This window comes from Bradyrhizobium sp. cir1, assembly GCF_014198245.1.
Classification (GTDB): Bacteria; Pseudomonadota; Alphaproteobacteria; order Rhizobiales; family Xanthobacteraceae; genus Bradyrhizobium.
Genome location: NZ_JACIHE010000006.1, coordinates 210,954 through 233,451, shown reverse-complemented (window position 1 = coordinate 233,451; position 22,498 = coordinate 210,954). Strand labels below are relative to the sequence as shown.

22 protein-coding genes are annotated in these 22,498 nt (G+C 63.5%); 19 read left to right on the top strand and 3 right to left on the bottom strand.

Annotated features, from left to right (window positions below; genetic code table 11):
- Positions 1-515 precede the first annotated feature (515 nt).
- From GGD63_RS15815 to GGD63_RS15765, 11 genes are all read left to right on the top strand, one after another.
- Complete coding sequence (locus tag GGD63_RS15815; RefSeq protein ID WP_183243487.1) at positions 516-1,676, top strand: transporter substrate-binding domain-containing protein; 1,161 nt, start codon at positions 516-518, stop codon at positions 1,674-1,676.
- Positions 1,673-2,338 (top strand): ANTAR domain-containing response regulator, encoded by a 666-nt coding sequence (locus GGD63_RS15810; protein ID WP_183243485.1) that lies wholly within the window; start codon positions 1,673-1,675, stop codon positions 2,336-2,338. The genes GGD63_RS15815 and GGD63_RS15810 overlap by 4 nt, the downstream gene beginning before the upstream one ends.
- A 10-nt stretch (positions 2,339-2,348) precedes the next feature.
- Positions 2,349-3,602 (top strand): urea ABC transporter substrate-binding protein, encoded by a 1,254-nt coding sequence (locus tag GGD63_RS15805; protein WP_183243483.1) that lies wholly within the window; start codon positions 2,349-2,351, stop codon positions 3,600-3,602.
- A 114-nt stretch (positions 3,603-3,716) separates the two neighbouring features.
- Positions 3,717-4,589 carry an ABC transporter permease subunit gene (locus GGD63_RS15800; protein ID WP_183243481.1) on the top strand — a complete coding sequence of 291 codons (873 nt, stop codon included), beginning with the start codon at positions 3,717-3,719 and terminating at the stop codon, positions 4,587-4,589.
- A 15-nt stretch (positions 4,590-4,604) separates the two neighbouring features.
- On the top strand, positions 4,605-5,669 hold the full coding sequence (locus tag GGD63_RS15795) for a branched-chain amino acid ABC transporter permease (protein WP_183243479.1): 1,065 nt from the start codon (positions 4,605-4,607) through the stop codon (positions 5,667-5,669).
- Positions 5,669-6,385, top strand: a complete 717-nt coding sequence (locus GGD63_RS15790) for an ABC transporter ATP-binding protein (protein WP_183243477.1) — start codon at positions 5,669-5,671, stop codon at positions 6,383-6,385. Before GGD63_RS15795 ends, GGD63_RS15790 begins: the two co-directional genes overlap by 1 nt.
- Positions 6,378-7,106, top strand: a complete 729-nt coding sequence (locus GGD63_RS15785) for an ABC transporter ATP-binding protein (RefSeq protein ID WP_183243475.1) — start codon at positions 6,378-6,380, stop codon at positions 7,104-7,106. The genes GGD63_RS15790 and GGD63_RS15785 overlap by 8 nt, the downstream gene beginning before the upstream one ends.
- A gap of 33 nt (positions 7,107-7,139) precedes the next feature.
- A complete protein-coding gene (locus GGD63_RS15780; RefSeq protein ID WP_183243473.1) occupies positions 7,140-8,129 on the top strand; it encodes an acetamidase/formamidase family protein in 990 nt (329 codons plus the stop codon).
- A 13-nt stretch (positions 8,130-8,142) separates the two neighbouring features.
- Positions 8,143-9,882 carry a nitrilase-related carbon-nitrogen hydrolase gene (locus GGD63_RS15775; protein ID WP_183243471.1) on the top strand — a complete coding sequence of 580 codons (1,740 nt, stop codon included), beginning with the start codon at positions 8,143-8,145 and terminating at the stop codon, positions 9,880-9,882.
- Between the two features lie 23 nt (positions 9,883-9,905).
- On the top strand, positions 9,906-10,667 hold the full coding sequence (locus GGD63_RS15770; RefSeq protein ID WP_183243469.1) for an SDR family NAD(P)-dependent oxidoreductase: 762 nt from the start codon (positions 9,906-9,908) through the stop codon (positions 10,665-10,667).
- A 169-nt stretch (positions 10,668-10,836) separates the two neighbouring features.
- Positions 10,837-11,046, top strand: coding sequence for a hypothetical protein (locus tag GGD63_RS15765; protein WP_246785492.1), 210 nt, complete (start codon positions 10,837-10,839; stop codon positions 11,044-11,046).
- Positions 11,047-11,115: 69 nt separating this feature from the next.
- Here GGD63_RS15765 and GGD63_RS15760 read toward each other — a convergent pair whose 3' ends face one another.
- The 3 genes from GGD63_RS15760 to GGD63_RS15750 all read right to left on the bottom strand — a co-directional run bounded on the left by GGD63_RS15760 (position 11,116) and on the right by GGD63_RS15750 (position 14,730).
- A complete protein-coding gene (locus GGD63_RS15760) occupies positions 11,116-12,801 on the bottom strand; it encodes a CocE/NonD family hydrolase (protein ID WP_183243467.1) in 1,686 nt (561 codons plus the stop codon).
- 37 nt (positions 12,802-12,838) lie between these two features.
- Positions 12,839-13,648, bottom strand: coding sequence for a creatininase family protein (locus tag GGD63_RS15755; RefSeq protein ID WP_183243744.1), 810 nt, complete (start codon positions 13,646-13,648; stop codon positions 12,839-12,841).
- A gap of 179 nt (positions 13,649-13,827) precedes the next feature.
- Entirely contained in the window at positions 13,828-14,730 is a 903-nt protein-coding gene (locus tag GGD63_RS15750; protein WP_183243465.1) for a LysR family transcriptional regulator, read from the bottom strand.
- 142 nt (positions 14,731-14,872) lie between these two features.
- On the opposite strand from GGD63_RS15750, the gene GGD63_RS15745 reads away from it, so the two are divergent.
- The 8 genes from GGD63_RS15745 (at position 14,873) to GGD63_RS15710 (ending at position 22,489) form a co-directional block, all read left to right on the top strand.
- Positions 14,873-15,292 (top strand): cupin domain-containing protein, encoded by a 420-nt coding sequence (locus GGD63_RS15745; RefSeq protein WP_183243463.1) that lies wholly within the window; start codon positions 14,873-14,875, stop codon positions 15,290-15,292.
- A 3-nt stretch (positions 15,293-15,295) separates the two neighbouring features.
- Positions 15,296-16,123, top strand: a complete 828-nt coding sequence (locus tag GGD63_RS15740; RefSeq protein WP_183243461.1) for a cysteine hydrolase family protein — start codon at positions 15,296-15,298, stop codon at positions 16,121-16,123.
- Complete coding sequence (locus GGD63_RS15735) at positions 16,113-17,471, top strand: FAD-binding oxidoreductase (RefSeq protein ID WP_183243459.1); 1,359 nt, start codon at positions 16,113-16,115, stop codon at positions 17,469-17,471. Before GGD63_RS15740 ends, GGD63_RS15735 begins: the two co-directional genes overlap by 11 nt.
- Positions 17,472-17,474: 3 nt before the next feature.
- Positions 17,475-18,059 carry an NAD(P)H-dependent oxidoreductase gene (locus tag GGD63_RS15730; RefSeq protein ID WP_183243457.1) on the top strand — a complete coding sequence of 195 codons (585 nt, stop codon included), beginning with the start codon at positions 17,475-17,477 and terminating at the stop codon, positions 18,057-18,059.
- Positions 18,060-18,474: 415 nt separating this feature from the next.
- Positions 18,475-19,470 (top strand): ABC transporter substrate-binding protein, encoded by a 996-nt coding sequence (locus GGD63_RS15725; protein WP_183243455.1) that lies wholly within the window; start codon positions 18,475-18,477, stop codon positions 19,468-19,470.
- 63 nt (positions 19,471-19,533) lie between these two features.
- Positions 19,534-20,334, top strand: a complete 801-nt coding sequence (locus tag GGD63_RS15720; protein ID WP_246785508.1) for an ABC transporter ATP-binding protein — start codon at positions 19,534-19,536, stop codon at positions 20,332-20,334.
- Complete coding sequence (locus GGD63_RS15715; protein ID WP_183243451.1) at positions 20,331-21,131, top strand: ABC transporter permease; 801 nt, start codon at positions 20,331-20,333, stop codon at positions 21,129-21,131. The genes GGD63_RS15720 and GGD63_RS15715 overlap by 4 nt, the downstream gene beginning before the upstream one ends.
- Positions 21,128-22,489 (top strand): amidohydrolase family protein, encoded by a 1,362-nt coding sequence (locus GGD63_RS15710; RefSeq protein WP_183243449.1) that lies wholly within the window; start codon positions 21,128-21,130, stop codon positions 22,487-22,489. Before GGD63_RS15715 ends, GGD63_RS15710 begins: the two co-directional genes overlap by 4 nt.
- Positions 22,490-22,498: the final 9 nt, after the last annotated feature.

Sequence of the window (22,498 nt, the reverse complement as noted above, 5' to 3'; positions counted from 1 at the left end):
GTCTAGCTCGATCACCGATCGTGTGTGGAGCCGGCTCCCGACCTGCCGATAACGAACCCGGTGAAATCCCGCGCGAAGAACGGTACTGATGCGGGCGATCGAAAAATGAAGCTTGCTACCAAGTCGAGCCTGATCTGACCAGGCGCAGCACGTTGTGTCGAATCTGTCGAACAGCCAATCTGGCATTTCTATCGGGCGCGGATCGCGGTCAGCGCATCCGAGTTCATACCGGCTATGCCGGACAATGCGACGCATGCTATCCTGTCGGCACACACAGCCGCGCTGCACAGATTTTCTGCATGGCGATATGAATTACAGCAGTCTGCGCTGCAATAACGCGCTTGACTTCGGTTTCGATCTCAACGACCGTGTCGTCCAAGCGTTGGGCAGCTCAGCCCGTCAACGCGACGAGTTCAAATCATTTCCAACACCACGCGCATCTCGCGTGTTCGGTTGGCGGCGAGGGCGCCCTCGGCTTCACAGCCGGCGGGCGCTTTTTTGTTTTGGAACGAGTGATGGCGCGGACGCGATATCGTATTGGTGTGATGTTCTCGACGACGGGGTCGTACAGCGTCGTCGCGCGTTCGATGCTCAACGGAGCGCTGCTCGCGTTCAATGAGACGAACGCCGGTTCCGACACGATCGCGCTGGAGCCGGTCGTGGTCGATCCCACCGGCGATCTCGCCCGGTACCGCTCGCTCAGCCGGGACCTGCTCAACTCTGGGATCCGTCACGTCGTCGGCTGCTACACCTCCTCGAGCCGGAAGGAGGTCATTCCCTGCTTCGAGAAGTTCGACGGCATGCTCTGGTATCCGTCGCACTACGAAGGTTTCGAGAGCTCCGAGAACGTCATCTACACGGGGGCCGCGCCAAATCAGCACGTTCTCCCGCTGGTCGACTATCTCGCCACGCGTGTCGGCAAGCGCGCCTTCTGCGTCGGCTCCAACTACATCTGGGCTTGGGAGAACAACCGCATCTTCCGCGAGGCGCTCGCCGCGCGCGGCGGCACCGTGCTCGCCGAGCGCTATCTCTCGGTTGGCGATACCGAGGTCGACCAGGTGATCGCGGCGATCATCGACCAGCGGCCCGATTTCGTCTTCAATAACCTGATCGGCACCAGCGCCTATGCATTCTTCCGCGCGTTCCGCGCCGCCTGCCGCGCGCGTGGTATCGACCAGGCTGCGAAAATCCCGGTTGCCAGCTGCACGCTTTCGGAGCCGGAGTTGCCGGAGATCGGCCCTGATGCTGTCGAGGGACATTTATCGTCCAGCGTCTATTTCTCCTCGCTGAACTCTCCCGAAAATGCCGCCTTCATCGCTGCCTATACGCGATCCTTTCCGGATGGACCGGTGTCGTCGGCGGACGCCGAAGCCTCCTACATCGCCGTCAAGCTGCTCGCGGTGGCGTTGTCGCAGGCCGGCACCGACGACGCTCGCACGGTGCGGGCCGGGGTCGCCGATCAGCGGCTGCGCGCCCCGCAAGGAGAGGTCCGTATCGATCGGCAGACCTTTCATGCCTGGCTCACGCCGCGGATCGGCCGCTCGGCGGCCAACGGCCAGTTCGAGGTGCTGCTGGAATCCCGCGAGCCGATCGCGCCCGACCCCTATCTCGTCCAGTCGGCGCCGCGCTTCGCCAGCGCGATGCGCTCTCCGCTGTTGAAGGTGGTGCAATCATGAGCTCTCGACTGTTACAGAACTTCAAGGGCGGCCGTGCCATCGTCGTCACCAGGCGCGGCGGATGGGAGAGCACGCTAGAGACGACGCTGGCCAAGCTCGGCGTGTCCACCGAATATCCTGAGATCATCGACGGCCGCGCTCAGATCGACGCCGCCAGCCTCCAGGCCGATCGCGATATCCTGTTTGTCGACGGCGACCTCGAAGGCGCGGTCGCAATCGAGGTCAACCCGGCCTCGCGGCTGCCGCCGGTGCCGGTGATCGGTCTCGTCGGCGTCGAAGCGCCGAGCCGGCTGAAGGCGCTGGTCAATCTCGGCGCCACCTCGTTCCTTCGCAAGCCGGTGCATGGCGGTGCGGTCTACACGTCCCTGTTCATGGGCATCAACCAGTTCCTGCTGCGCGTCGAAATGTATGAGCGCCTGCAGGGCCTCGAGGAGCGCCGCCGCGGCCGCCGCGCGGTGATCCGAGCGGTCATCCTGCTGATGCAGCAAGACGGCCTCGACGAGGAAGGAGCCTATTCCCAGCTCCGTCGCGACAGCATGCGCGCGCGGCAGAACATGGAACTCTATTGTGAGGAGTTTCTGAGCAAGCGGGCGAAGCCGCCCGATACGTCCGGCCGCACGACCGGCATTACGCTGCAAGGCGGCAACAAGCAGGCCATCTAGGAGAAGCAAAATGAGCAAGTCTGTATTGCGGGGGCTGCGCGCCGCAGCCCTCACGGGGACGCTTGTCCTCGGATTACCCCTTGGATCACAATTGGCGCTCGCAGCGGAAAACCCGATCAAGCTCGGCGTGCTGGAGGATCAGTCCGGCGATTTCGCCGCGGCCACGATCGGCAAGGTTCACGCCATCCAGCTCGCCGCCGACGAGATCAACAAAGCCGGCGGCATCATGGGCCGGCCCCTGGAACTCGTTCCCTACGACACCCAGTCCGACAACACCCGCTACCAGGAGTTCATGCGGCGCGTGCTCCAGCGCGACAAGGTCGACGTCGTGTTCGCGGGCTTCTCCTCGGCCTCGCGCGAGGCGTACCGCCCGATCGTCGACCAGTTCAACGGCTTCGCCTTCTACAACAACCAGTACGAAGGCGGTGTCTGCGACGGCCACATGATCGTCACCGGTGCCGTGCCCGAGCAGCAGTTCTCGACGCTCATTCCGTACATGATGGAGAAGTACGGCAAGAACGTCTACACGCTCGCAGCCGACTACAATTTCGGCCAGATCTCGGCCGAATGGGTGCGCAAGATCGTCAAGGAGAACGGCGGCAAGATGGCCGGCGAGGAGTTCATCCCGCTTGGCGTCTCGCAGTTCTCGCAGAGCATCCAGAACATCCAGAAGGCCAAGCCCGACTTCGTGGTCACGCTGCTGGTCGGCACCGCGCAGGCCTCCTACTACGAGCAGGCGGCTTCCGCCAACGTCAACCTGCCGATGGCGTCCTCGGTCAACGTCGGTCAAGGCTACGAGCACAAGCGCTTCAAGCCGCCGAGCCTGAAGGACATGTATGTCACCACCAACTACATCGAGGAGATCGACTCGCCCAAGAGCAAGGAATTCTACGCCAAGTTCAAGGCCAAGTTCCCGAGCGAGCCCTATGTGAACCAGGAGGCGGAGAACTCCTATCTCGCGGTCTATCTCTACAAGCAGATGGTGGAGCGCGCGAAATCGACCAAGCGCGAGGAGATCCGCAAGGTGATCGCGCTGGGTGACGTCTGCATGGACGCGCCGGAAGGCAAGGTCTGCATCGACCCGAAGAGCCAGCACATGTCGCACACGATCTATCTCGCCAAGGTCGGTGCTGATCACTCGATCTCCTTCCCGAAGGTCTGGGAGGACATCAAGCCGTACTGGCTGGGTGAAGCCGGCTGCGATCTCACCAAGAAGGATCCGATGGCCCAGTACACGCCGTCGAATCCGCCGCCGAAACCCTGACCGGCGGCTGATCGCTCCGGCGCTTCCGGCACGCCTCCGGCGTTGCCGGTGCGCCGGGGCGATCACGGACATCTGCGGCGGCGACGCCGCATCCTCCTACATTCTGGTTGACTCATGGACATCGCGACCCACGTATTCTCGGCGCTCTATCAATTCGGCGATGCCTTTGCATTTCTGGTGCTCTCGGCCTGCGGGCTCGCGGTGATCTTCGGCATGATGGGCGTGATCAATCTCGCTCATGGCGAGTTCATCATGTGCGGTGCCTACGTCACCGCCGCGACCGTGCATGCCGGCCTGCCGCTGCCGCTGGGAATACTGGCCGGCACCCTTGTGTCGGCGCTGGTCGGCGTCGTGGTGGAGCTCGCGGTGATCCGTCATCTCTACGACCGGCCGCTCGACACCATCGTTGCGACCTGGGGGCTGAGCCTGATCGCGACGCAGGGCACGCTGATCATGGTGGGCTCGACCATGGCCGGCGTCGGCACGCCGTTCGGCAGCTTCCAGGTCGGCGACTACTCCTATTCGATCTATCGCATCGTGCTGTTCTGCGCCGCGCTCGGCGTGCTCGCAGCGCTCTACGCGCTGTTCAACTGGACGCGCTTCGGCGTGCTGGCACGCGCCACCATCCAGGTGCCGCATATGGCGGCCGCGCTCGGCGTCGACACGCGCCTGATCTACAGCCTCACCTTCGCCTGCGGGGCAGGGCTCGCCGGCCTTGCTGGCGGTCTCTACGCGCCGACCATGACGTTGGTGCCAACCATGGGCGCGACCTTCATCATGGAGGCCTTCGTCACCGTCGTGATCGGCGGCGCCGATGTCTTCCTCGGCACGGCACCGGCCGGCGGCGTGCTCGCGGTGGTGAAGTCGGCGATGACGTCCTGGCAGGGGCAGCTGTTCGGCCAGATCGGCCTGCTGGTCGCCGTCATCATCGTCGTCCGGGTGCTGCCCAAAGGCATTTCCGGCTTCGTCCTGCGCGAGCGCACCTGACGGAGTGGAGTTGTCGTGAGAGGTTTCCTGTCCCTGTTTCGTCATCTCGAAGGTCCGCAGACCGCCGGCCGGGGGCCGGCCTTCTGGAGCCTGTTCAGCCTCGTGCTCGTTGCCGCGTGCGCTTATCCACTGTTCAGCGACGGCTACACCGTCGGCAATACCGTCTACTTCTTCGTCTGGGTCTTCATAGCGCTCAGCCTCTGCCTGATCTGGGGCTATGGCGGCTCGCTGTCCTTCGGCCAGACTGCCTTCTTCGGCATCGCAGGCTACGGCTATGGTGTGCTCACCATCAATTTCGGCTCGGCCTATGGCTTCACCCTCGTTGCGCTGGTGCTTGCCATTGCGATCGCTGCGCTGTTTGCGCTCCTGCTCGGCTATTTCATGTTCTTCGGGCGGATCGCCGGCGTGTTCCTGGGGATCGTCACGCTGGCGGTGACCCTGATGCTGGAGCGCTTCATGGCCCAGACCGCCGGGCCGGAGTGGCACATCGGCAGTGCACGGCTCAATGGCTTCAACGGCATGAGTGCGATGCCGCCCCTCACCATACCCTGGCCGGGCGAGCCGCTCGTTCTCTTTGCCGACATCGGGCTCTACTACGTCGTGCTCGGATTGCTCGTGCTGGTCTATCTCGGCCTGCGCATCCTGATGAATTCCGCGTTCGGCAACGTGATCGTCGCGATCCGCGAGAATCCGGAGCGCGCGGAGATGCTCGGATACGACATTCGCAAATACCAGCTCATCACCTTCGTCATCGGGGCAGCGCTCGCGGGGCTGTCCGGCGTGCTCTACACGGTATGGGGGCAGTACATCACGCCGTCCAGCATGGGCATGACGGCGGCGGCGTTGCCGCTGATCTGGGTCGCGGTCGGCGGCCGCAGCGATCTGACCTCCACCCTGATCGGAACGCTCGCGGTCCTTGCCGCCTTCCAGGCACTGACGATCTACGGCAGCCAGTATGCGCTCGTTTTCATGGGCGTGCTGTTGGTGCTCACCGTGCTGATTGCGCCGAACGGTCTCGTGCTGGGCACCATGAACTGGCTCGGTCGCTTCGCCGCACGCTTCACGCAGAGGGCGGGCTGATGTCGCTGCTCGAACTGCGCAAGCTGAACAAGCACTTTGGCGGCCTGCACGTGACCAATTCCGTGGATCTCACGCTGCGAACCGGCGAGATCCATTGCCTGATCGGACCCAACGGCGCCGGCAAGAGCACGCTGTTCCGCCTGATCCTCGGCGAGCATCATCCCGGCAGCGGCGACATTCTCTTCGCCGGAGAGAACATCACCGCGCTGAAATCCTTTGCCCGGATCCACCGCGGCCTGTCGGTCAAGTTCCAGGTGCCCGGGGTTTTCAAGGGCGTCTCGGTGCGTCAGAACCTCGAGATTGCCTTGCAGAGCCGGCACCGCGGCGCCGAGCTCGAAGCCGAGATTGGGCGGCTGCTCGCCTTCCTCGGCCTCGAATCCGAGCAGGCGCAGATCGCCGGCAATCTCAGCCACGGGCAGAAGCAATGGCTCGAGATCGGCATGGCGATCAGCCTGAAGCCGCGCCTTTTGCTACTGGACGAGCCCACCGCCGGCATGTCGCCCGAGGAAACCCACATGACCGGCGAGATGGTGCAGCGGCTCAATGCCGACGGCATGACGGTGCTCGCGATCGAGCACGACATGGCCTTCGTCCGGCAGGTCGCGCACCGCGTCACCGTGCTGCATCTCGGCCAGGTCTTCGCGCAAGGCTCGATCGACGAGATCGTAGCCGACGAGCGCGTGGCGGCGATCTATCTGGGGCAGGCCCATGCTTGATGTGCCGCGCAAGGAAGTGATCCTCTCGACCCTGGGCTTGCGCGCCGGCTATGGCGGCAAGCCGGTGCTCCAGGGCCTCGAGATCGAGGTGCGCGAAGGCGAGATCGTCGCCGTGATCGGACGCAACGGCGTCGGCAAGTCGACGCTGATGAAGAGCCTGATCGGGCTCGTGCCGGCGATGAGCGGCTCGATCGTCTATCGCGGTGAAGCCGTGGAATCCTTGGCCGCCCACAAGCGGGCGCGTCTCGGCATGGGCTATGTGCCGCAGGGGCGCGACGTGTTTCCGCGCCTGACCGTCGGCGAGAACGTCGCGGTTGGCGCCGCGATCAAGGGCGGCGGCATTCCCGAAGCGGGCCGGCGCAAGATCGTCGAGGCCTTTCCGATTCTGGCCGAGCGCTGGAATCAGCGCGCCGGCACCATGTCCGGCGGCCAACAGCAACAACTCGCGATCGGGCGGGTCCTGATCGCCGACCCCAATCTCATCCTGCTCGACGAGCCCTCGGAGGGCATCCAGCCCAACATCGTCCAGGACATCGCGCGCAACGTGGTCGAGCTCAACCATAGGACCGGGGTGACCATCATCCTGGTCGAACAGAATCTCGACATGATCCGCGCCATGGCGCAGCGCTGCTACGTCATGGACAAGGGACGCATCGTCGCGAACCTCGATCGCGCGGCGCTCGATGACGCGGCCGAGATGCGCCGTCATCTTGCGGTTTGAAGACTTACGCCAACGACAGAAGGAGAAAAGCAAATGTCCTGGCAGAAAGACTCCATCATGGCCCGCAAGGGCATCGCCAAGGGCGAGCGCGGTACCCAATACAGCATCACCGAGCGCGAGCAGGGCAAGTACCACTATGTCTATGGACCCTACGTGAGTCCGGTGCTGACCGTCGATCCCGGAGCAGTGGTGGCCGCCGAAACCCATGACGCGTTCGAGGGCGCCATCAAGAAGGAGACCGACAGCCCGTCGAAGATTCTTAACTTTCCGTTCCTCAATCCGCAGAACGGGCCGATCCACGTCAACGGCGCCGAGAAGGGCGACACGCTCGCAGTCTATATCGAGAGCATCGTGCCGCGCGGGCCGCAGCCCTGCGGCACGACCGTGGTGATGCCTGATTTCGGTGGCCTGGTCTCGACCGGGCAGACCGCGCTGCTCAACCCGGCGCTGCCGGAGCGGGTCAAGAAGCTCGAGATTGACGCCAAGACCGGAACCAAATGGAACGACAAGATTACGCTGCCCTATGAGCCGTTCATCGGCACCATCGGGACCTCGCCAGAGATCGAGGCGATATCTTCGCTGGTCCCGGATTACTATGGCGGCAATATGGATCTGCCCGACGTCGGCGTCGGCGCCATCATCTACCTTCCTGTCAACACCAGGGGCGCCTTGCTCTATCTCGGCGATTGCCATGCAGCGCAGGGTGACGGCGAGCTCTGCGGCGTCGCCATCGAGCATCCGACGGTGACCACAGTGCAGGTCGATCTGATCAAGGGCTGGACCATCGCTTGGCCACGGCTCGAGACCAAGGACTTCATCATGACGATCGGCTCGGCACGCCCGATGGAAGATGCAGCCCGCATCGCCTATCGCGAGCTCTGCCGCTGGATGGCGGCCGACTATGGTTTCGACGAGATCGACGCCTACATGCTGCTGACCCAGGCCGGCCGTATCAGGCTCGGCAACATGGTCGATCCCAAATACACGTTAGGTGCTTCCATCAAGAAGTCCTATCTCGGTTGAGGTCGACTGGATCATGTCCACCATTCACAAGGTCGCCGCCGTCCAGTTCGAGCCGACCATGTTCGAAAAGGAGCGCAACATCGCGTGCCTGCTCGAGCTCTGCGAGCAGGCGGCGGTGGCCGGTGCGAAGCTCATCGTCACGCCGGAAATGGGAACGACGGGCTATTGCTGGTTCGACCGCGCCGAGGTCGCGCCGTTCGTCGAGACGATCCCGGGGGCGACCACGAGCCGCTTTGCGGCGTTGGCGCGCAAATATGGCTGCTACATCGTCGTCGGCATGCCAGAGGTCGACGAGGACAACATCTACTTCAATACGGCCGTCCTGATCGGGCCAGACGGCATCGTCGGCCGCCACCGCAAGACGCATCCCTATATCTCCGAGCCGAAATGGGCTGCGGCCGGCGACCTGCACAATCAGGTGTTCGAGACGCCGATCGGGCGGATCGCGCTGCTGATCTGCATGGACATCCACTTCGTCGAGACGGCACGGCTGATGGCGCTCGGCGGCGCCGATGTCATCTGCCACATCTCGAACTGGCTGGCGGAGCGGACGCCGGCGCCATACTGGATCAGCCGCGCCTTCGAGAACGGCTGCTACGTCATCGAGAGCAACCGATGGGGACTGGAGCGCACCGTGCAGTTCAGCGGCGGGAGCTGCGTGATCGCGCCGGACGGGCAGGTGATCGCCGTGCGCGACAAGGGCGACGGCGTGCTGCTCTCGGAGATCGATCTCGACGCCGCACGCGCCCGCCGCGTGCTTGGGGAAGCCGTCTTCGCGCAGCGCCGGCCGGAGCTCTATCCGGAGCTGCTTACCGACACGTTCAGCTGGAATCCGCGCGACTTTTTCGGCCTCTATGGCCACCAGCCCTGGCCGACCGGCAAGACGTCGCGGGTCAGCGTCGCGCAATTTACGCCCGGCGATGACATCAGCCGGAATCATGAGAAAATCTCGGTGCTCGCCCGTAAGGCCAGCGCCGAAGGCGCGGAGCTCGTCGTCTTCCCGGAACTCGCCCTGACGGGCCTTGCCGATCCCGCAAGAAGGGCACAACCGATTCCGGGGCCAGCGACCGACACCCTTGGCAGGCTTGCAGAGGAGCTCGACCTCTATCTTGTCTGCGGCCTCGCCGAGCGCGACGGCGATCTGGTCTACAACAGCGCTTGCCTCGTCACGCCGGATGGGGACATCTCGGTCTATCGCAAGACGCATCTCACCGCCGACGAGCGAAGCTGGGCGACGGCCGGTGACGGCTGGGCCGTTGTCGACACACCAATCGGCCGCATCGGGCTGTTGATCGGTCACGACGCGTCGTTTCCGGAGGCGGGCCGGGTGCTGGCGCTTCGCGGCTGCGATCTCGTCGCGTGTCCTGCCGCGATCAAGGAAGGCTTCAGTTCGTCGCATCCCGGCACGCAGATCGAGCAGCCGAAGCCGATCCCAACCGGCCAGGATCTGCACCACTGGCATCATTTCCGCGTTCGCGCCGGCGAGAATAACTTGTTCTTCGCTTTCGCCAATGTCGTCGATCCAGAACGCGGCTATCCTGGGCTGAGCGGCGTATTCGGCCCTGACACGTTCGCGTTCCCGCGGCAGGAGGCGATCACGCCCGGCGGCGCGGGGCTTGCAACCGCACTGGTCGACACCACCAACCTCGACAGCATCTATCCAACCAATGTCGTGCGGCGAAAGGATCTGGTTTCGATGCGCATGCCGCACAGCTATCGCGGTTTGATCAAAGTGGCTGGGCACAACTACTGAAAATCAAGAAAAGGAAGCTGATCATGGATCTGGGACTCAAGGGCGCAAAAGTTCTCGTCACGGGAAGCACCAAGGGAATCGGCCGCGCGATCGCCGAGACATTTGCGGCCGAGGGCGCCGATGTCGGGGTGTGCTCCCGTAATCTGGCCGAGGTCGAAATCACCGTCGCTGCGCTCAAGGCCAAGGGCGTTGCGGCCTATGGCGGCGCGGTCGACGTCGCCGATGCGGCGGTCCTGAAGGCCTGGGTCGCCGATATGGCGTCAAAGCTCGGCGGCATCGATGTCGTCGTCGCCAATGTCAGCGCGCTGGCGATCGGACAGGACGACGAAAGCTGGCAGAAGGAATTTTCGACCGACATGATGGGCACGGTCCGGCTGGTGAATGCGGCCATGCCGTATCTGGAGAAGAGCTCGGCCGGCGCGATCGTCACGATATCGAGCGTCTCCGGACGCGAGGTCGATTTCGCGGCTGGCCCCTACGGCACCTTCAAGGCGGCGATCATCCATTATACGCAAGGGCTGGCCAATCAACTCGCGGGGAAGGGCATCCGCGCCAATTCGGTTTCGCCGGGCAACACCTATTTCGAGGGTGGGGTTTGGAACATGATCAAGGACAGCAATCCAGAGCTCTACAAGACCGCGCTGGCGCTTAATCCGACGGGACGGATGGGAACACCGCAGGAAATGGCTAACGCCGTGGTGTTTCTCGCGAGCCGCGCGGCGAGCTTCATCACCGGGACGAACCTCGTCGTCGACGGTGCCTTGACGCGCGGCGTGCAGTTCTAGCCTAGCGAGGGCGCAATCAGGGCATGCGGCCGCGTTCAGCGGGCCCGCCTGTTCCCGAACGAAACGGTCTACGACAGTCTCCTGATCGGTCTGCATCGTCGGGGAGGTGCAGAAGCGTCGATCGGGGCCAAAGCCGTCCGCGTCGTGAGTTTGCCATGTGTGATCACCATTGCCTTCTCTTGTCCGCAACACCCTGTTGTTGCGGTTGCTTGGCATTCAGGTGACCAAGGAGGCCGACCGCAAAATATACCGAGCAGGGCGAGGCGGCTACGATCGCCTGCATCCCGATGATCCGGGATCGCGTGCTCAGAGCGCCGACGCGCGCGAGGGCATCCAGTCCTTCATCGAGCGGCGGCCGGCGGTGTTCCAAGGGCGGTGAGCCAATGCCAACGATCTAAAGCTTGCGAAAGGGTCGGCACCAATTTCGCAGACGCGCCGACGTCTGGAGCTATGTTGGCCTGATCTCCGAGCCGGGCCCGACAGGCAGCCGGAGCAGTGAGGGCCGGGACGGACCGTGCCAGACCGCGATTTTGGTCACGACAGCATGCGTCCTTGGGGTGCTCACCGGATCTTCGCCCGTTCCCGGATTGATGGGATACGCCGGATAATCGGCCCCCGCGATGGAGAGGCGCAGCTGCTCACCTTTCCTGAGCGTCACGCACGTGGTGGCCAGCTTCAGCTTGTGTCGGCCAGCCGTCGCAGCACGATAATGCGCATATCCGCTCGAGATCTGAACGACCCTTTCGTCAGACGTTACGAGCGAAAGGATGCAGCTGAGATCAAAGCTTGGACGGTCGCAACTCAGATCGAGTTCGACCTCCGGTTCGCCGACTACCTCGATTGCGTCTTCAAGAGCTTTCGTGGTGAAGGTCAGGACGTCGCCGCGTTCATCAGCCACCCGGCGATCGACTGGTCCCGTCGGAGCGCCGTAGTAGCCACCGACAGTAGGCGCGGGTCGCCAGGGATCGTGCACGATGTGCTCGACGTCCCCCGCTGGATCCGGCCGAAGACCGAGAGTGCCGTCGTGAGCGTCCAGCGATGCTCGACCCGTGCCACCGAGGAACAGCGCCTGCGTGTTTGCCGGCAGATCCTGATACTGCCGCCATGCATTCATTCCCATATCGAACAACTCCATGCGTCGGTCTTCCGCCCGGCTCGACGACCCCTTGAGGATACGGTCAAAGAACCGGATGTGATCGATGTCGACGTTGCGGTCCGCCTCTGGCCCGAAGTCGACCGAGCCCACCTTTCGTGTCCACGGAAAATGGATCCAGGGTCCGACGATGAGCCTGGTGTCATCGCAGCTGCTCGCGACCGCCCGGAACGACTCGATCGTGGCCGGCAGGAAAGGATCGAACCAGCCGCCGACGAACAGCATCGGCAACCGGCGGGTACGAATGGTGTCGAGATGCGTCGCGGGCGAAATGCGGTCCCAGTAAGGAGAATCGGGCGGCGTTTCGAGCCAGTCCATGACGTGCGAATAATGCCGATATTTTTGCAGCAGCTGTGGCATCGCCGCGATCGGGCCGCTAAGCGGCAGGTTGGTCCCGGCGGCTTGCAGGGCGCTGAAGGCCTCGTCGTCGCCAGCGCGTCGCGCCGCTTCGGCCGTGATCTGAATGCCCCAGCCGATCATGTGCTTCATCTGCAGGGCCCCGTTCTCGTAGGCCCAATGCGCGGGATTCCACGGCCCCATCGCCGGCGCGAGGGCCTTCAGCGACGGGCAGTCTCCTGCCGCGGCGAGCAGCTGGTTGTAGGCTTGATAGGAAAAGCCGTACATCCCGACCTCGCCGTTCGCACCATCGAGACGGGCCGCCCATTCGACTGCTTCCGCGCCGTCCTCGATCTCGGTTTCGCCCGGTCGGAAAACCCCCTCCGATGTGCCGCGCCCACGGACGTCCTGCACCACGACGATATAGCCATGTGAGGCGTACCAGGAAGGATGCGCGTAGCAGATGCTGCATGCGATGCGCCTGCTATAGGCTTGGCGCTGAAGCAGAACCGGATAGGGTCCCGGCGCCGCCGGACGGTAGACGTCGGCATCGAGCCGCGTGCCATCCTTCAGCGTCATCGTCTCGACTTGGGGCGGCAGGATGGGCAATCGCAAAGACGTTACTGACATCTGCTGAAACTTCATCGCCGTGAATTCATGGGTTCGAACTTACTCGGGCTTCTCACGGTCCTGCACTCGCCCGTATCCGCGATAGCGGATAGCTGTCGACCTCGGAAATCAGCTTGATCAAGCGGCCGGCCGCGCGTTCGACAGCCGTACGGCCGCGCCCGGCATCAGCGAGAGCGGCGTTGCCGCAGGCTCCCTTGAGGTTGATGTCCTGCATCTGCCAGCCGAAGCCAGTTGCGCCCTCCGGCATCAGGATCTCGCATTCCGTCTCCAGCGTCTGGGAGAGAGACCTGAAATCTTCTGCCAGAGTCATGTCCACAAGTTCGGGATGCAGATGGCGCATCACACTGGTCTCGATCTCTCCGGCGTGGATGCCATGCTTGCGCTCGGCCGCAGTGAAAAGGTCCGACAGGTCCGTGAAGCGTGACCATTGCGACGAAACGGCCAGCATGCCGAGTCTGACGCGGAGTTCGCGGCAGACGATCTCCATGACCTGCGGCTGGCCGCCATGCGAGTTGACGAAGACGACCTTGCGGACCCCGGCCCGGTGAACGCTCTCGCAGACCTCGTACCAGACGCGGCCCAGCGTTTCCGCCGAGAGCGTCAGCGTGCCCGGGAACGCAGAATGCTCATTCGACTTGCCGATCGACATCGTTGGCAGGATGAGGGCCGGGAAATCGTCGGCCATCTGCGCGACTGCGCGTTGGATGATACCATCGACGATCGCCGTATCGACGCGAACCGGTAGATGCGGTCCGTGCTGCTCGACGGCGCCGACCGGCAGCACGGCGACGATCCTGCTCATATCAAGCCGACGGAAATCTTCGGCCGACAGGTCCCACCACCAATGCGACTTCAGTTTCATCTCGGTTGCCTTGGCTTGAATTGGCGGACAGGCCGGCGAGGCTTCGTCGCCCAGTGGCCTGCCAATCATTGTTGGGCATCCGCGGAAGCATGAAAAGTGCTTAATTTCGTCTCTTGTGTTGCCCTTTTGGCAACGCAGTGACGACGGAGGCGATGATCGTCGCTGCCGTCCTCGCCGGTTCAGCTGGCGACCTCGCGGATCATGGCTTTCAGCAGCTCCGCAAGCACGCTCGCGATCGCACTGGTGCCCCGGACATGTCCGATCAGCATCAGCGCCTGCGCGTCCTGCGCAAGCTCGCGAACGGGAACGTAGGTCAGCCGCCCGGCACGCCGCTCGGATTCCACGTCGAAGGGAGTCAGGAAGGTGATGCCATCGTTCAGGATGACCGCGTGCCGCATGATCTCGATCGAATTGGTCTCGATCGCTGGCTGCAGGTCGATCGCGACCCGCGCGAAAGCCGCCTCCAGATAAGGCCGGATCGCGCTCGTGCTGTCGGCGATGACGAGAGGGTAGTCGATGCAATCGCCGAGACGGACATTGCTGCGTTTCGCCAATGGATGGTTGGGGGTCATCACCGCGCCGAGCCGGCCGACGGCGCGCGCGAGGACTTTCAGATTGCTGTCCTTGCCGAAATCGAACCCGATACCGAGATCGGCCTCGCCGCTGGCGACGGCAACCTGAATTTCGGCTCCGGTATTGAAGAGCGTCAGGTTGAGTTTGACGCGCGGATTGGCCGCTCGAAACTCTTTCACTTTGCTCGGGACGAGGTTGGAGGCAAGGCCGCTCATCATCGCCAATGTGATTTCGCCGCGTCGCAGGCCCTTCAATTCCTCGATCTTGACCTGGGTCCGGGTCAGCTCCTTGAGCGTCTGGCGGACATGCCCGATCAAGACTTCCCCCGCGGCGGTCAGAATCAGCTTCTTCGGAAGACGCTGGAAGATCGGCGTTCCCAACTGCGTTTCGAGTGCGAGAATCTGGCGGCTGATCGCCGACGCTGCGACGTTGAGACGGTCTGCCGCTTTGCGGATCGAGCCGGTGCGGGCAACCTCGTCGATGTAGTTCAACAGCCGGCTGTGAAGCATGGTTCGGGCCCCGATCAATTTCCGCAGGATGGTGGCTCGTTGCCGAAAAGGCAACAGGTCTGTCGAATTAAAGCGCTTTGAGATGATGCGTTGTCATGCGACATCCGTCATGACGAGAGTGCACTGTCCGAGGAAATGATCCATGTCGTTCAGCGTCGCCGATCTCACGCGTGCGAAAGTCTTCCGCATCGCGCCGAAGGACACCAACTATTTCGCCGTCCTGTTCGATCAGGTGACGGATCGGATCGGCAACATCTTCGTCATCGAAATCTTCCAGCCGGGCGGGGCGACGCCACCGAACGAGCACGCCGCGGCGCATGAATTCTTTCACGTGCTGCACGGCGTCGGTGTCGCGCGCTGCGACGGCAACACCCTGCCGATCAAGAAGGGCGACTCACTTCTGCTGCACCCGGGCTCCGAGCACGTCATCGAGAACACGGGGCCGGGCAAGCTCTACACGCTCACCGTGATGACGCCCAACGAAGGCTTTTCCGAGCTGATCCGCAGCGGCGAGCGGGTCGCACTCGACGCCGAGGACATGCGCGTCCTGCAGGGGCTCTGATCGATGGGCGTCGCATCGTCTGATCCTGCTGTGAACGAAGGCCTGTTGCCGCTAGGCGCAAGCCGCGCGAATCGCTGGATGGTCGCCGAGGGGCGGGCCAATCTGGTGCGCCAGCCGGTCCTGCCGCGACCGGCGACGGTCCAGGCCCAGGGCAAGCTCGTCACGCTCGACCTCGCGCGCACCGCGCTCGTCATCGTCGATATGCAGAACGACTTCTGCCATCCCAGCGGTTGGCTGGCGCATATCGGCGTGGACGTCGCACCGGTGCGGCGCCCGATCGCGCCGTTGCGGCGATTGCTGCCGCTGCTACGCAGCTGCGATGTGCCGATCATCTGGCTCAATTGGGGCAACCGGCCCGACCGGCTCAATCTTAGCCCGTCGCTGCTGCATGTGTACAATCCGAGCGGCGCCGGTATCGGCCTCGGTGATGCGCTGCCGGGCTCGGGCGCGAAAGTGCTGGAGCGGGGCAGTTGGTCGGCGGCCATCGTCGATGAGCTTTCGACCGAGCCAACGGACATCCACGTCGCCAAGTACCGTATGTCGGGCTTTCAGGATACCGAGCTCGACAGCATTCTTCGCAATCTCGGTGTGAACACGTTGATGTTCACGGGGGTCAATGCCGATCAATGCGTGCTCTGCACGCTGCAGGACGCGAACTTTCGCGGCTACGACTGCCTGCTCCTCGAGGACTGCACGGCCACCACGTCACCCGACTACTGCATGGCCGCGACCATCTACAACGTCAACCAGTGCTTCGGTTTCGTCGTTGCGTCCGAAGCGATCGCGGCGGAGCTCGTGCATCGTGCATCGAAGGGGGCCAATGGTGACTGATCTCGCATCTGATGCGCTGGACCGGCTGGTCGCCGATCTCGGCGACATTCCGGTGGTGACCGAGCAGAAGGTCGTGCGCCGGCGCTCGCGCGACTTCTTCTGGTATAGCCCCATCCTCAATGCACAGCTCGACGGCAAATCGGCCGACCTGATTGTATTGCCGCGCGACGAGCAGGACGTTCTCCGAATCGCATCCGTCTGCGCGCGCCATCGGATGCCGATCACCGTGCGTGGCGGCGGCACCGGCAATTACGGACAGGCCGTGCCGCTCGAGGGCGGGGTGCTGCTGGATATCTCCGGGCTCGAAAGCATCGAGTGGATCAGGCCGGGCGCGATGCGCGTCGGCGCCGGCGCCAAGATGCACACGATCGATGCGGCCGCGCAGGCACGGGGGTGGGAGCTGCGGATGCATCCATCGACGAAGCGCATGGCGACGATCGGCGGCTTCGTCGCAGGCGGATCGGGTGGTATCGGCTCTATTACCTATGGCGGCCTGCGGGATCCCGGGAACATTCTGGCCGCGCGCGTCGTCACGGTCGAGGAGGAGCCGCGCATCATCGAATTGCGCGGCGATGCGGCGCAGAAGGTCAACCGCGCCTATGGCACGACCGGGATCATTATGGCGCTCGAAATGCCGCTCGCGCCCGCATGGAAATGGATCGACGTCGTGGTGGCCTTCGACGATTTCATCGAGGTCGCAACGTTCGGCTATGAGGCTGCCCTGGCCGACGGCATCGTGAAGAAGGTCCTCTCGCCGATCACCTGGCCGCTGCCGTCCTATTTCGGGGCGCTGAAGCCGTCCTGTCCCGACGGAAAGAGCGTGCTCATGGCAATGATCGCCGAGCCCTCGCTCGACAGCTTCAAGTCGCTGCTCGGCGGTCGCGGCACGATCACGCTCGAAACACCGACGGACGAGAGCCCCAGCCGGGTCCCGCTCTACGAATATTGCTGGAACCACACCACGCTCCAGGTGCTGAAGAGCGATCGTTCGGTAACGTACCTGCAGTGTCTCTATCCGCATGATCGCTTCCTGGAGAAGGTTGCCGAGATGCGGCAGCTGTTTCCGGACGAGGTGCTGCAGCACCTCGAATTCATCCGCTTCGGCGGCCGCGTCACCTGCAGCAGCCTGCCGGTGATCCGCTACACCAATGCAGATCGGCTGAACGAGATCATGCGGCTACATGAAGAGCGCGGTGTCTTCATTGCCAACCCGCATGTCTTCACCGTCGAGGATGGCAGCCGGTACAAGCGCGCCGATGCCGATCAGCTCGGCTTCAAGCATGAAGCCGATCCGCATGGCCTGCTCAATCCCGGTAAGATGCGGAGCTTTGTCAGCACAAGGCGATGAGCGATGCACGTGCTCTACGTGTATTGCCATCCACTCGCCGACAGCTTTCACGCGGCCATTCGCAGCGAAGCGCTTGCCGGCCTTGCCCAGGCCGGCCACACAATCGATCTGCTCGATCTCTACGCCGAGGGGTTTGATCCCATCCTGAATGCCGAACTCCGCCGCGACTACCACGATCCCGTACTGAACCGGCGCAACAACGAGGCTTACGCCGCGCGCCTGACGGCGGCGAACGCGCTCATCGTACAGTTTCCCACCTGGTCATTCGGGCCGCCTGCGATACTCAAGGGCTGGTTTGATCGCATGTTCGGTCCGGGCATCGCGCTCGACCTGTCCGATCCCGCCCATGCGAAGCCGATGTTGCAACACATCGAACGCATCGTGGGTATCGCGACCTACGGTCGGCCGCGTTGGCAGGCAATCGGCATGGCTGATCCGCCGCGCAAGATCATCAAGCGCTATCTGCCGTGGTTCACCGGCGGAAAGGCGCGCGTGAGCTATCACGCGCTCTATCACATGAATGTCGCCACCGCGAACAAGCGCAACCGCTTTCTTGCAAAGCTGCGGCGAGAGATGGCCCGGTTCTAGCCGCGCCGTGATACGGAAGAAACGGTTCTTGCGGGCGGTGATCACGTGGTCACCGGCCCCAGAGTGAATCATGCTTGCAGCTAGCCGAATGCCCAATTTTCCGTGACGGATCGCCCACGAAAACGGCATGGCTGCGGGGCGTCAGCGCACGCGGAACCTTCGTTCCTCTTCTGCCAAGCCCTTGTTCGGTTGGCTTATCGGGCGGGGCCTGCAAGGCGAATGCGTTCGTGACGCCTGTTCCATCTGCGTCATACCAACCCGCTTGCACAGCAAAGCGGCGTTGCCGGAAAGGCAACGGATTGCTCGAATCTAAATGCTTTGAGGTGACAGCCTGCCCATGCATCGTCACGCTCGGAAAGTCTCGCAGCGCAGTGCTCGCCGGCTGATCGCGACGAGCTGCAGAAGGGCAACCAGCATGGCTTTGACAAATCTGTCCCGAATGATCGCTGCCGGTCTGTTGGCGTGCGCAGCATCGGTCGCTTCCCTCCCGCCGGCGCTGGCTGCCGACAAGGTGACGCTCCTGACCAACTGGTTCGCGCAGGCCGAGCACGGCGGCTTCTACCAGGCCAAGGCCACCGGGCTCTATGACAAGGCCGGCCTCGACGTCACCATCAAGATGGGCGGCCCGCAGGTGAATGGCTCGCAGCTCCTGCTGGCTGGCGATGCCGATTTCATGATGGGTTATGATATCCAGGTCCTCAAGGGCCGTGAGCAGAACCTGCCGCTGTTGACGATCGCTTCGTCGTTTCAGTTCGATCTCCAGGGGATCATGACTCACGACGATGTGGCGGATCTCGCTGCGCTCAAGGGCCGGCCGATCCTGATCGCGGGATCGTCGCGCACGACATTCTGGCCCTGGTTGCGCGCCAAATACGGCTTCACCGACGACCAGATCCGTCCCTACACCTTCAACCTGCAGCCCTTCTTTGCCGACAACACGGTGGCGCAGCAGGCCTATCCGTCGTCGGAGCCGTATCAGGCTGAGCAGCAGAACGTGAAGGTCAAGTTCTTCCCGCTCGCCGACGGCGGCTACCCGCCCTATGGCTCGACCATCGTCACGACCGAGAAGATGATAGCGGACAAGCCCGACCTCGTATCGCGCTTCGTCAAGGCCTCGCTCGAAGGATGGCGCGACTATGTGAAGAACCCGGAGCCGGCAAATGCCTTGATCAAGGCAGCCAACGCCAAGATGACGGACGGGCAGCTCGCTTTCGCGATCGAGAGACTGAGGGCGATGAAGGCCATCGACAGTGGCGATGCGGCAACGCTCGGCGTCGGGATCATCACGGCCGAGCGCTACGAGAAGACCTATGACTTCCTGGTCACGAACGGCCTGCTCAGCCCAACGGTCGACTGGCACAAGGCGTTCGACGACCGCTTCGTCAAGAATTTGAAGATCGGCGTCAACTGAGGAGCCGACATGAGGGTGCTGTTGCCCGCTGAACCGCTCGATGAAACGGCGAAGCAAGTGACGATGGTTTGCGATGGACCGCCGGCGGTCGAGGTCCTGTCCGCCGAGAAGGTGTTTACCAACGGCGCACGCGGATTGGCGCCGATCGATCTGTCGATCGCCGACGGCGAGTTCCTGACCCTGATCGGTCCGTCCGGCTGCGGCAAGAGCACGCTGCTCAAGCTGATCGCCAACCTCATCGAGCCATCCGACGGCCGATTGCTGTGGTGGCGCGGTGATTTCGCGCAAGTGGGACAGGAGGGGCGGCGCCTTGCCTTCGTATTCCAGGAGCCGACCTTGATGCCGTGGGCCCGGGTCGAGGCCAATGTCCGCTTGCCGCTGGAGTTCGGCAACATGCCCCGAGCCACGGCGGATCCGAAGGTCGCCGACGCCATTGCGCGCGTCGGCCTCTCCAGGTTCAACCGGCACTTCCCGCGGCAGCTGTCCGGTGGCATGAAGATGCGCGTCTCCATCGCGCGCGCCTTGGTCACCAATCCCAATCTTCTGCTGATGGACGAGCCGTTCGGCGCCCTCGACGAATTCACACGCAACAAGCTGGATGACGACCTCGTCAACCTGTCGTGGGAGCGCAAGCTGACGACGGTGTTCGTGACGCATTCGATCTACGAGGCCGTGTTCCTCTCGACCCGGATCATCGTCATGGCCGCGAACCCCGGTCGCATCTTTCGCATCATGACCATCGACCAGCCGCAGCCGCGCGACCAGGGGTTCCGCGACAGTCCGAAATTTGCGGCCTATTGCCGAGAATTGTCGACCTGGCTCGCCGAAGCCTCGCTGCAATCAGCCGGCGGAGGCGGATCATGAAGCCGTTATTCGAATCCGAGGCCTTCGTGCGGATCGCCGCCCCGGTTGCGGTCGGCATCGTCCTGTTCGCGATATGGGAGATCGGCTTTCGGCTGGCGTCCGTTCCCGTCTACCTGTTTCCAAAGCCGACGGACATCTTCGCAAGCCTCCTGCATAATGGGCCGTCGCTCCTGCGCGCACTGCTCGTGACCTTGCGCGTTACCCTGCAGGCCTTCGTCGCAGCCGTCGTTCTGGGCACACTGATCGCCTTCATGTTCGTGCAGAGCCGGGCGATCGAGGTCAGCCTGTTTCCCTATGCGGTGCTCCTCCAGGTGACGCCGGTCGTCGCGATTGCCCCTCTGATCATCATCCTGGTGAAGAACACGCAGCTGTCGCTGACCATCTGCGCGACCCTTGTGGCGCTATTCCCCATCATCTCCAACACGACGCTGGGCCTGCGCAGTGTCGACCCGGGACTTGCGAACTTCTTCCGGATGAATCGTGCCAGCCGCTTCAAGACGCTGGTGAAGCTGCGCATTCCCGGAGCGCTGCCATATTTCTTCGGCGGCTTGCGGATCTCGAGCGGCCTGGCCTTGATCGGCGCGGTCGTCGCGGAGTTCGTGGCAGGCACCGGCGGTCGCTCGTCGGGGCTTGCCTATGAAATTCTCGATGCGGGATTTACGCTGGACATTCCTCGCATGTTCGCGGCGCTGTTTCTGATCACCTTGACCGGGGTCCTCTTGTTCGCAGCCATGGTCGCGCTGTCGCAGTGGGTCCTGTCGGATTGGCACGACAGCGAGACCAGAGCCGAAACATGACCGCCATGCTGATCGACAATGCAGCGGGTATCTTCACCGGGCTGTCGGGCGCTGCCATGCGTGCCGCCGGCCAGATCCGCATCCGTGACGGCGTCATCGTCGAGATCGGTGCACTGCAGCTGCAGCCGGGCGAGCAACGTCTCGATGCTGCCGGCGGGGTGATCTATCCCGGCCTGGTCTCGACCCATCACCACCTGTTCCAGAGCGTGCTGAAGGGCGTACGGTCCGGCATCGACCTGCCGCTGGCCGGCTGGTTGCGCGCCGTGCCTTACAGGTTCTGGTCGAAATTCGACGAGGAGGCGCTTGCCGTCGCGGCCCGGATCGGGCTCGCCGAGCTGCTGCTTTCGGGTACGACCACGGTCGCCGACCATCATTATCTCTTCAGCGACACGTTCGGCTTCGACCCGGCGCAGGTGATCTTCGAGGTGGCACGCAGCCTCGGCATCCGCCTGGTGTTTTGCCGTGGCGGCGGCACCACGGCGCGCCACGTCGATACCGACAGGTTTGCGGCCATGCCGGTCGAGACGCTCGACCGCATGTTGCTGTCGGTGGAGGCCTGCGCGCAGCGCTTCCACGATGCGTCTCCGAGTGGTCTGTCGCGCGTTGCGCTGGCGCCGACCACGCCGACCTGGTCGCTCGATCCCGGCGAACTGCGCGAGGTCATTGCCGCGTCGCGTCGCATGGGGGTGCGGCTGCATAGCCATTTGTCCGAAACCGCGGACTATGTCGATTTCTGCCTGTCGGTGCACGGTAAGCGGCCGGTGCATTGGCTGGCAGATCATGGCTGGCTTGGCGAGGATGTCTGGTTCGCGCACCTCGTGCATCTCGACGACGAGGAGGTGCGCATTCTCGCGAGCACCGGCACCGGCATGGCGCATTGCCCGCAATCCAACTGCCGCCTCGGCTCCGGCGTCGCTCCCGCCGATGCAATGGCGCGCCTCGGCGGCGCGGTCTCTCTCGGCGTCGACGGGGCAGCCTCCAACGAGGCGGCCGACATGCTCTGCGAAATGCACAGCGCCTGGCACACTCATCGCGCCATAAAAGGGGCGGGCGCGGTGACGGCCGAGGATGTCGTGCATTGGGCGACAGCCGGCGGCGCGCGCGTGCTCGGCATGCCTCACGTCGGTACGCTGGCGCCGGGGCAGCAGGCCGACATTGCCATCTTCAAGCTCGATGATGTCAGGCATTTCGGCATGCACGATCCTCTGATCGCGCCGGTCACCTGCGGCGGCTCGGCGAAACTTCGTTATCTCCTGATTGGCGGCCGCATCGTCGTCGCAGACGGCGCCATTCCCGGCCTCGACCTGCAAAAGCTCAAATCGGACGCCGCGCGTGTGGTGACGCGCCTGGCCGCGTAGTTCGTGGAG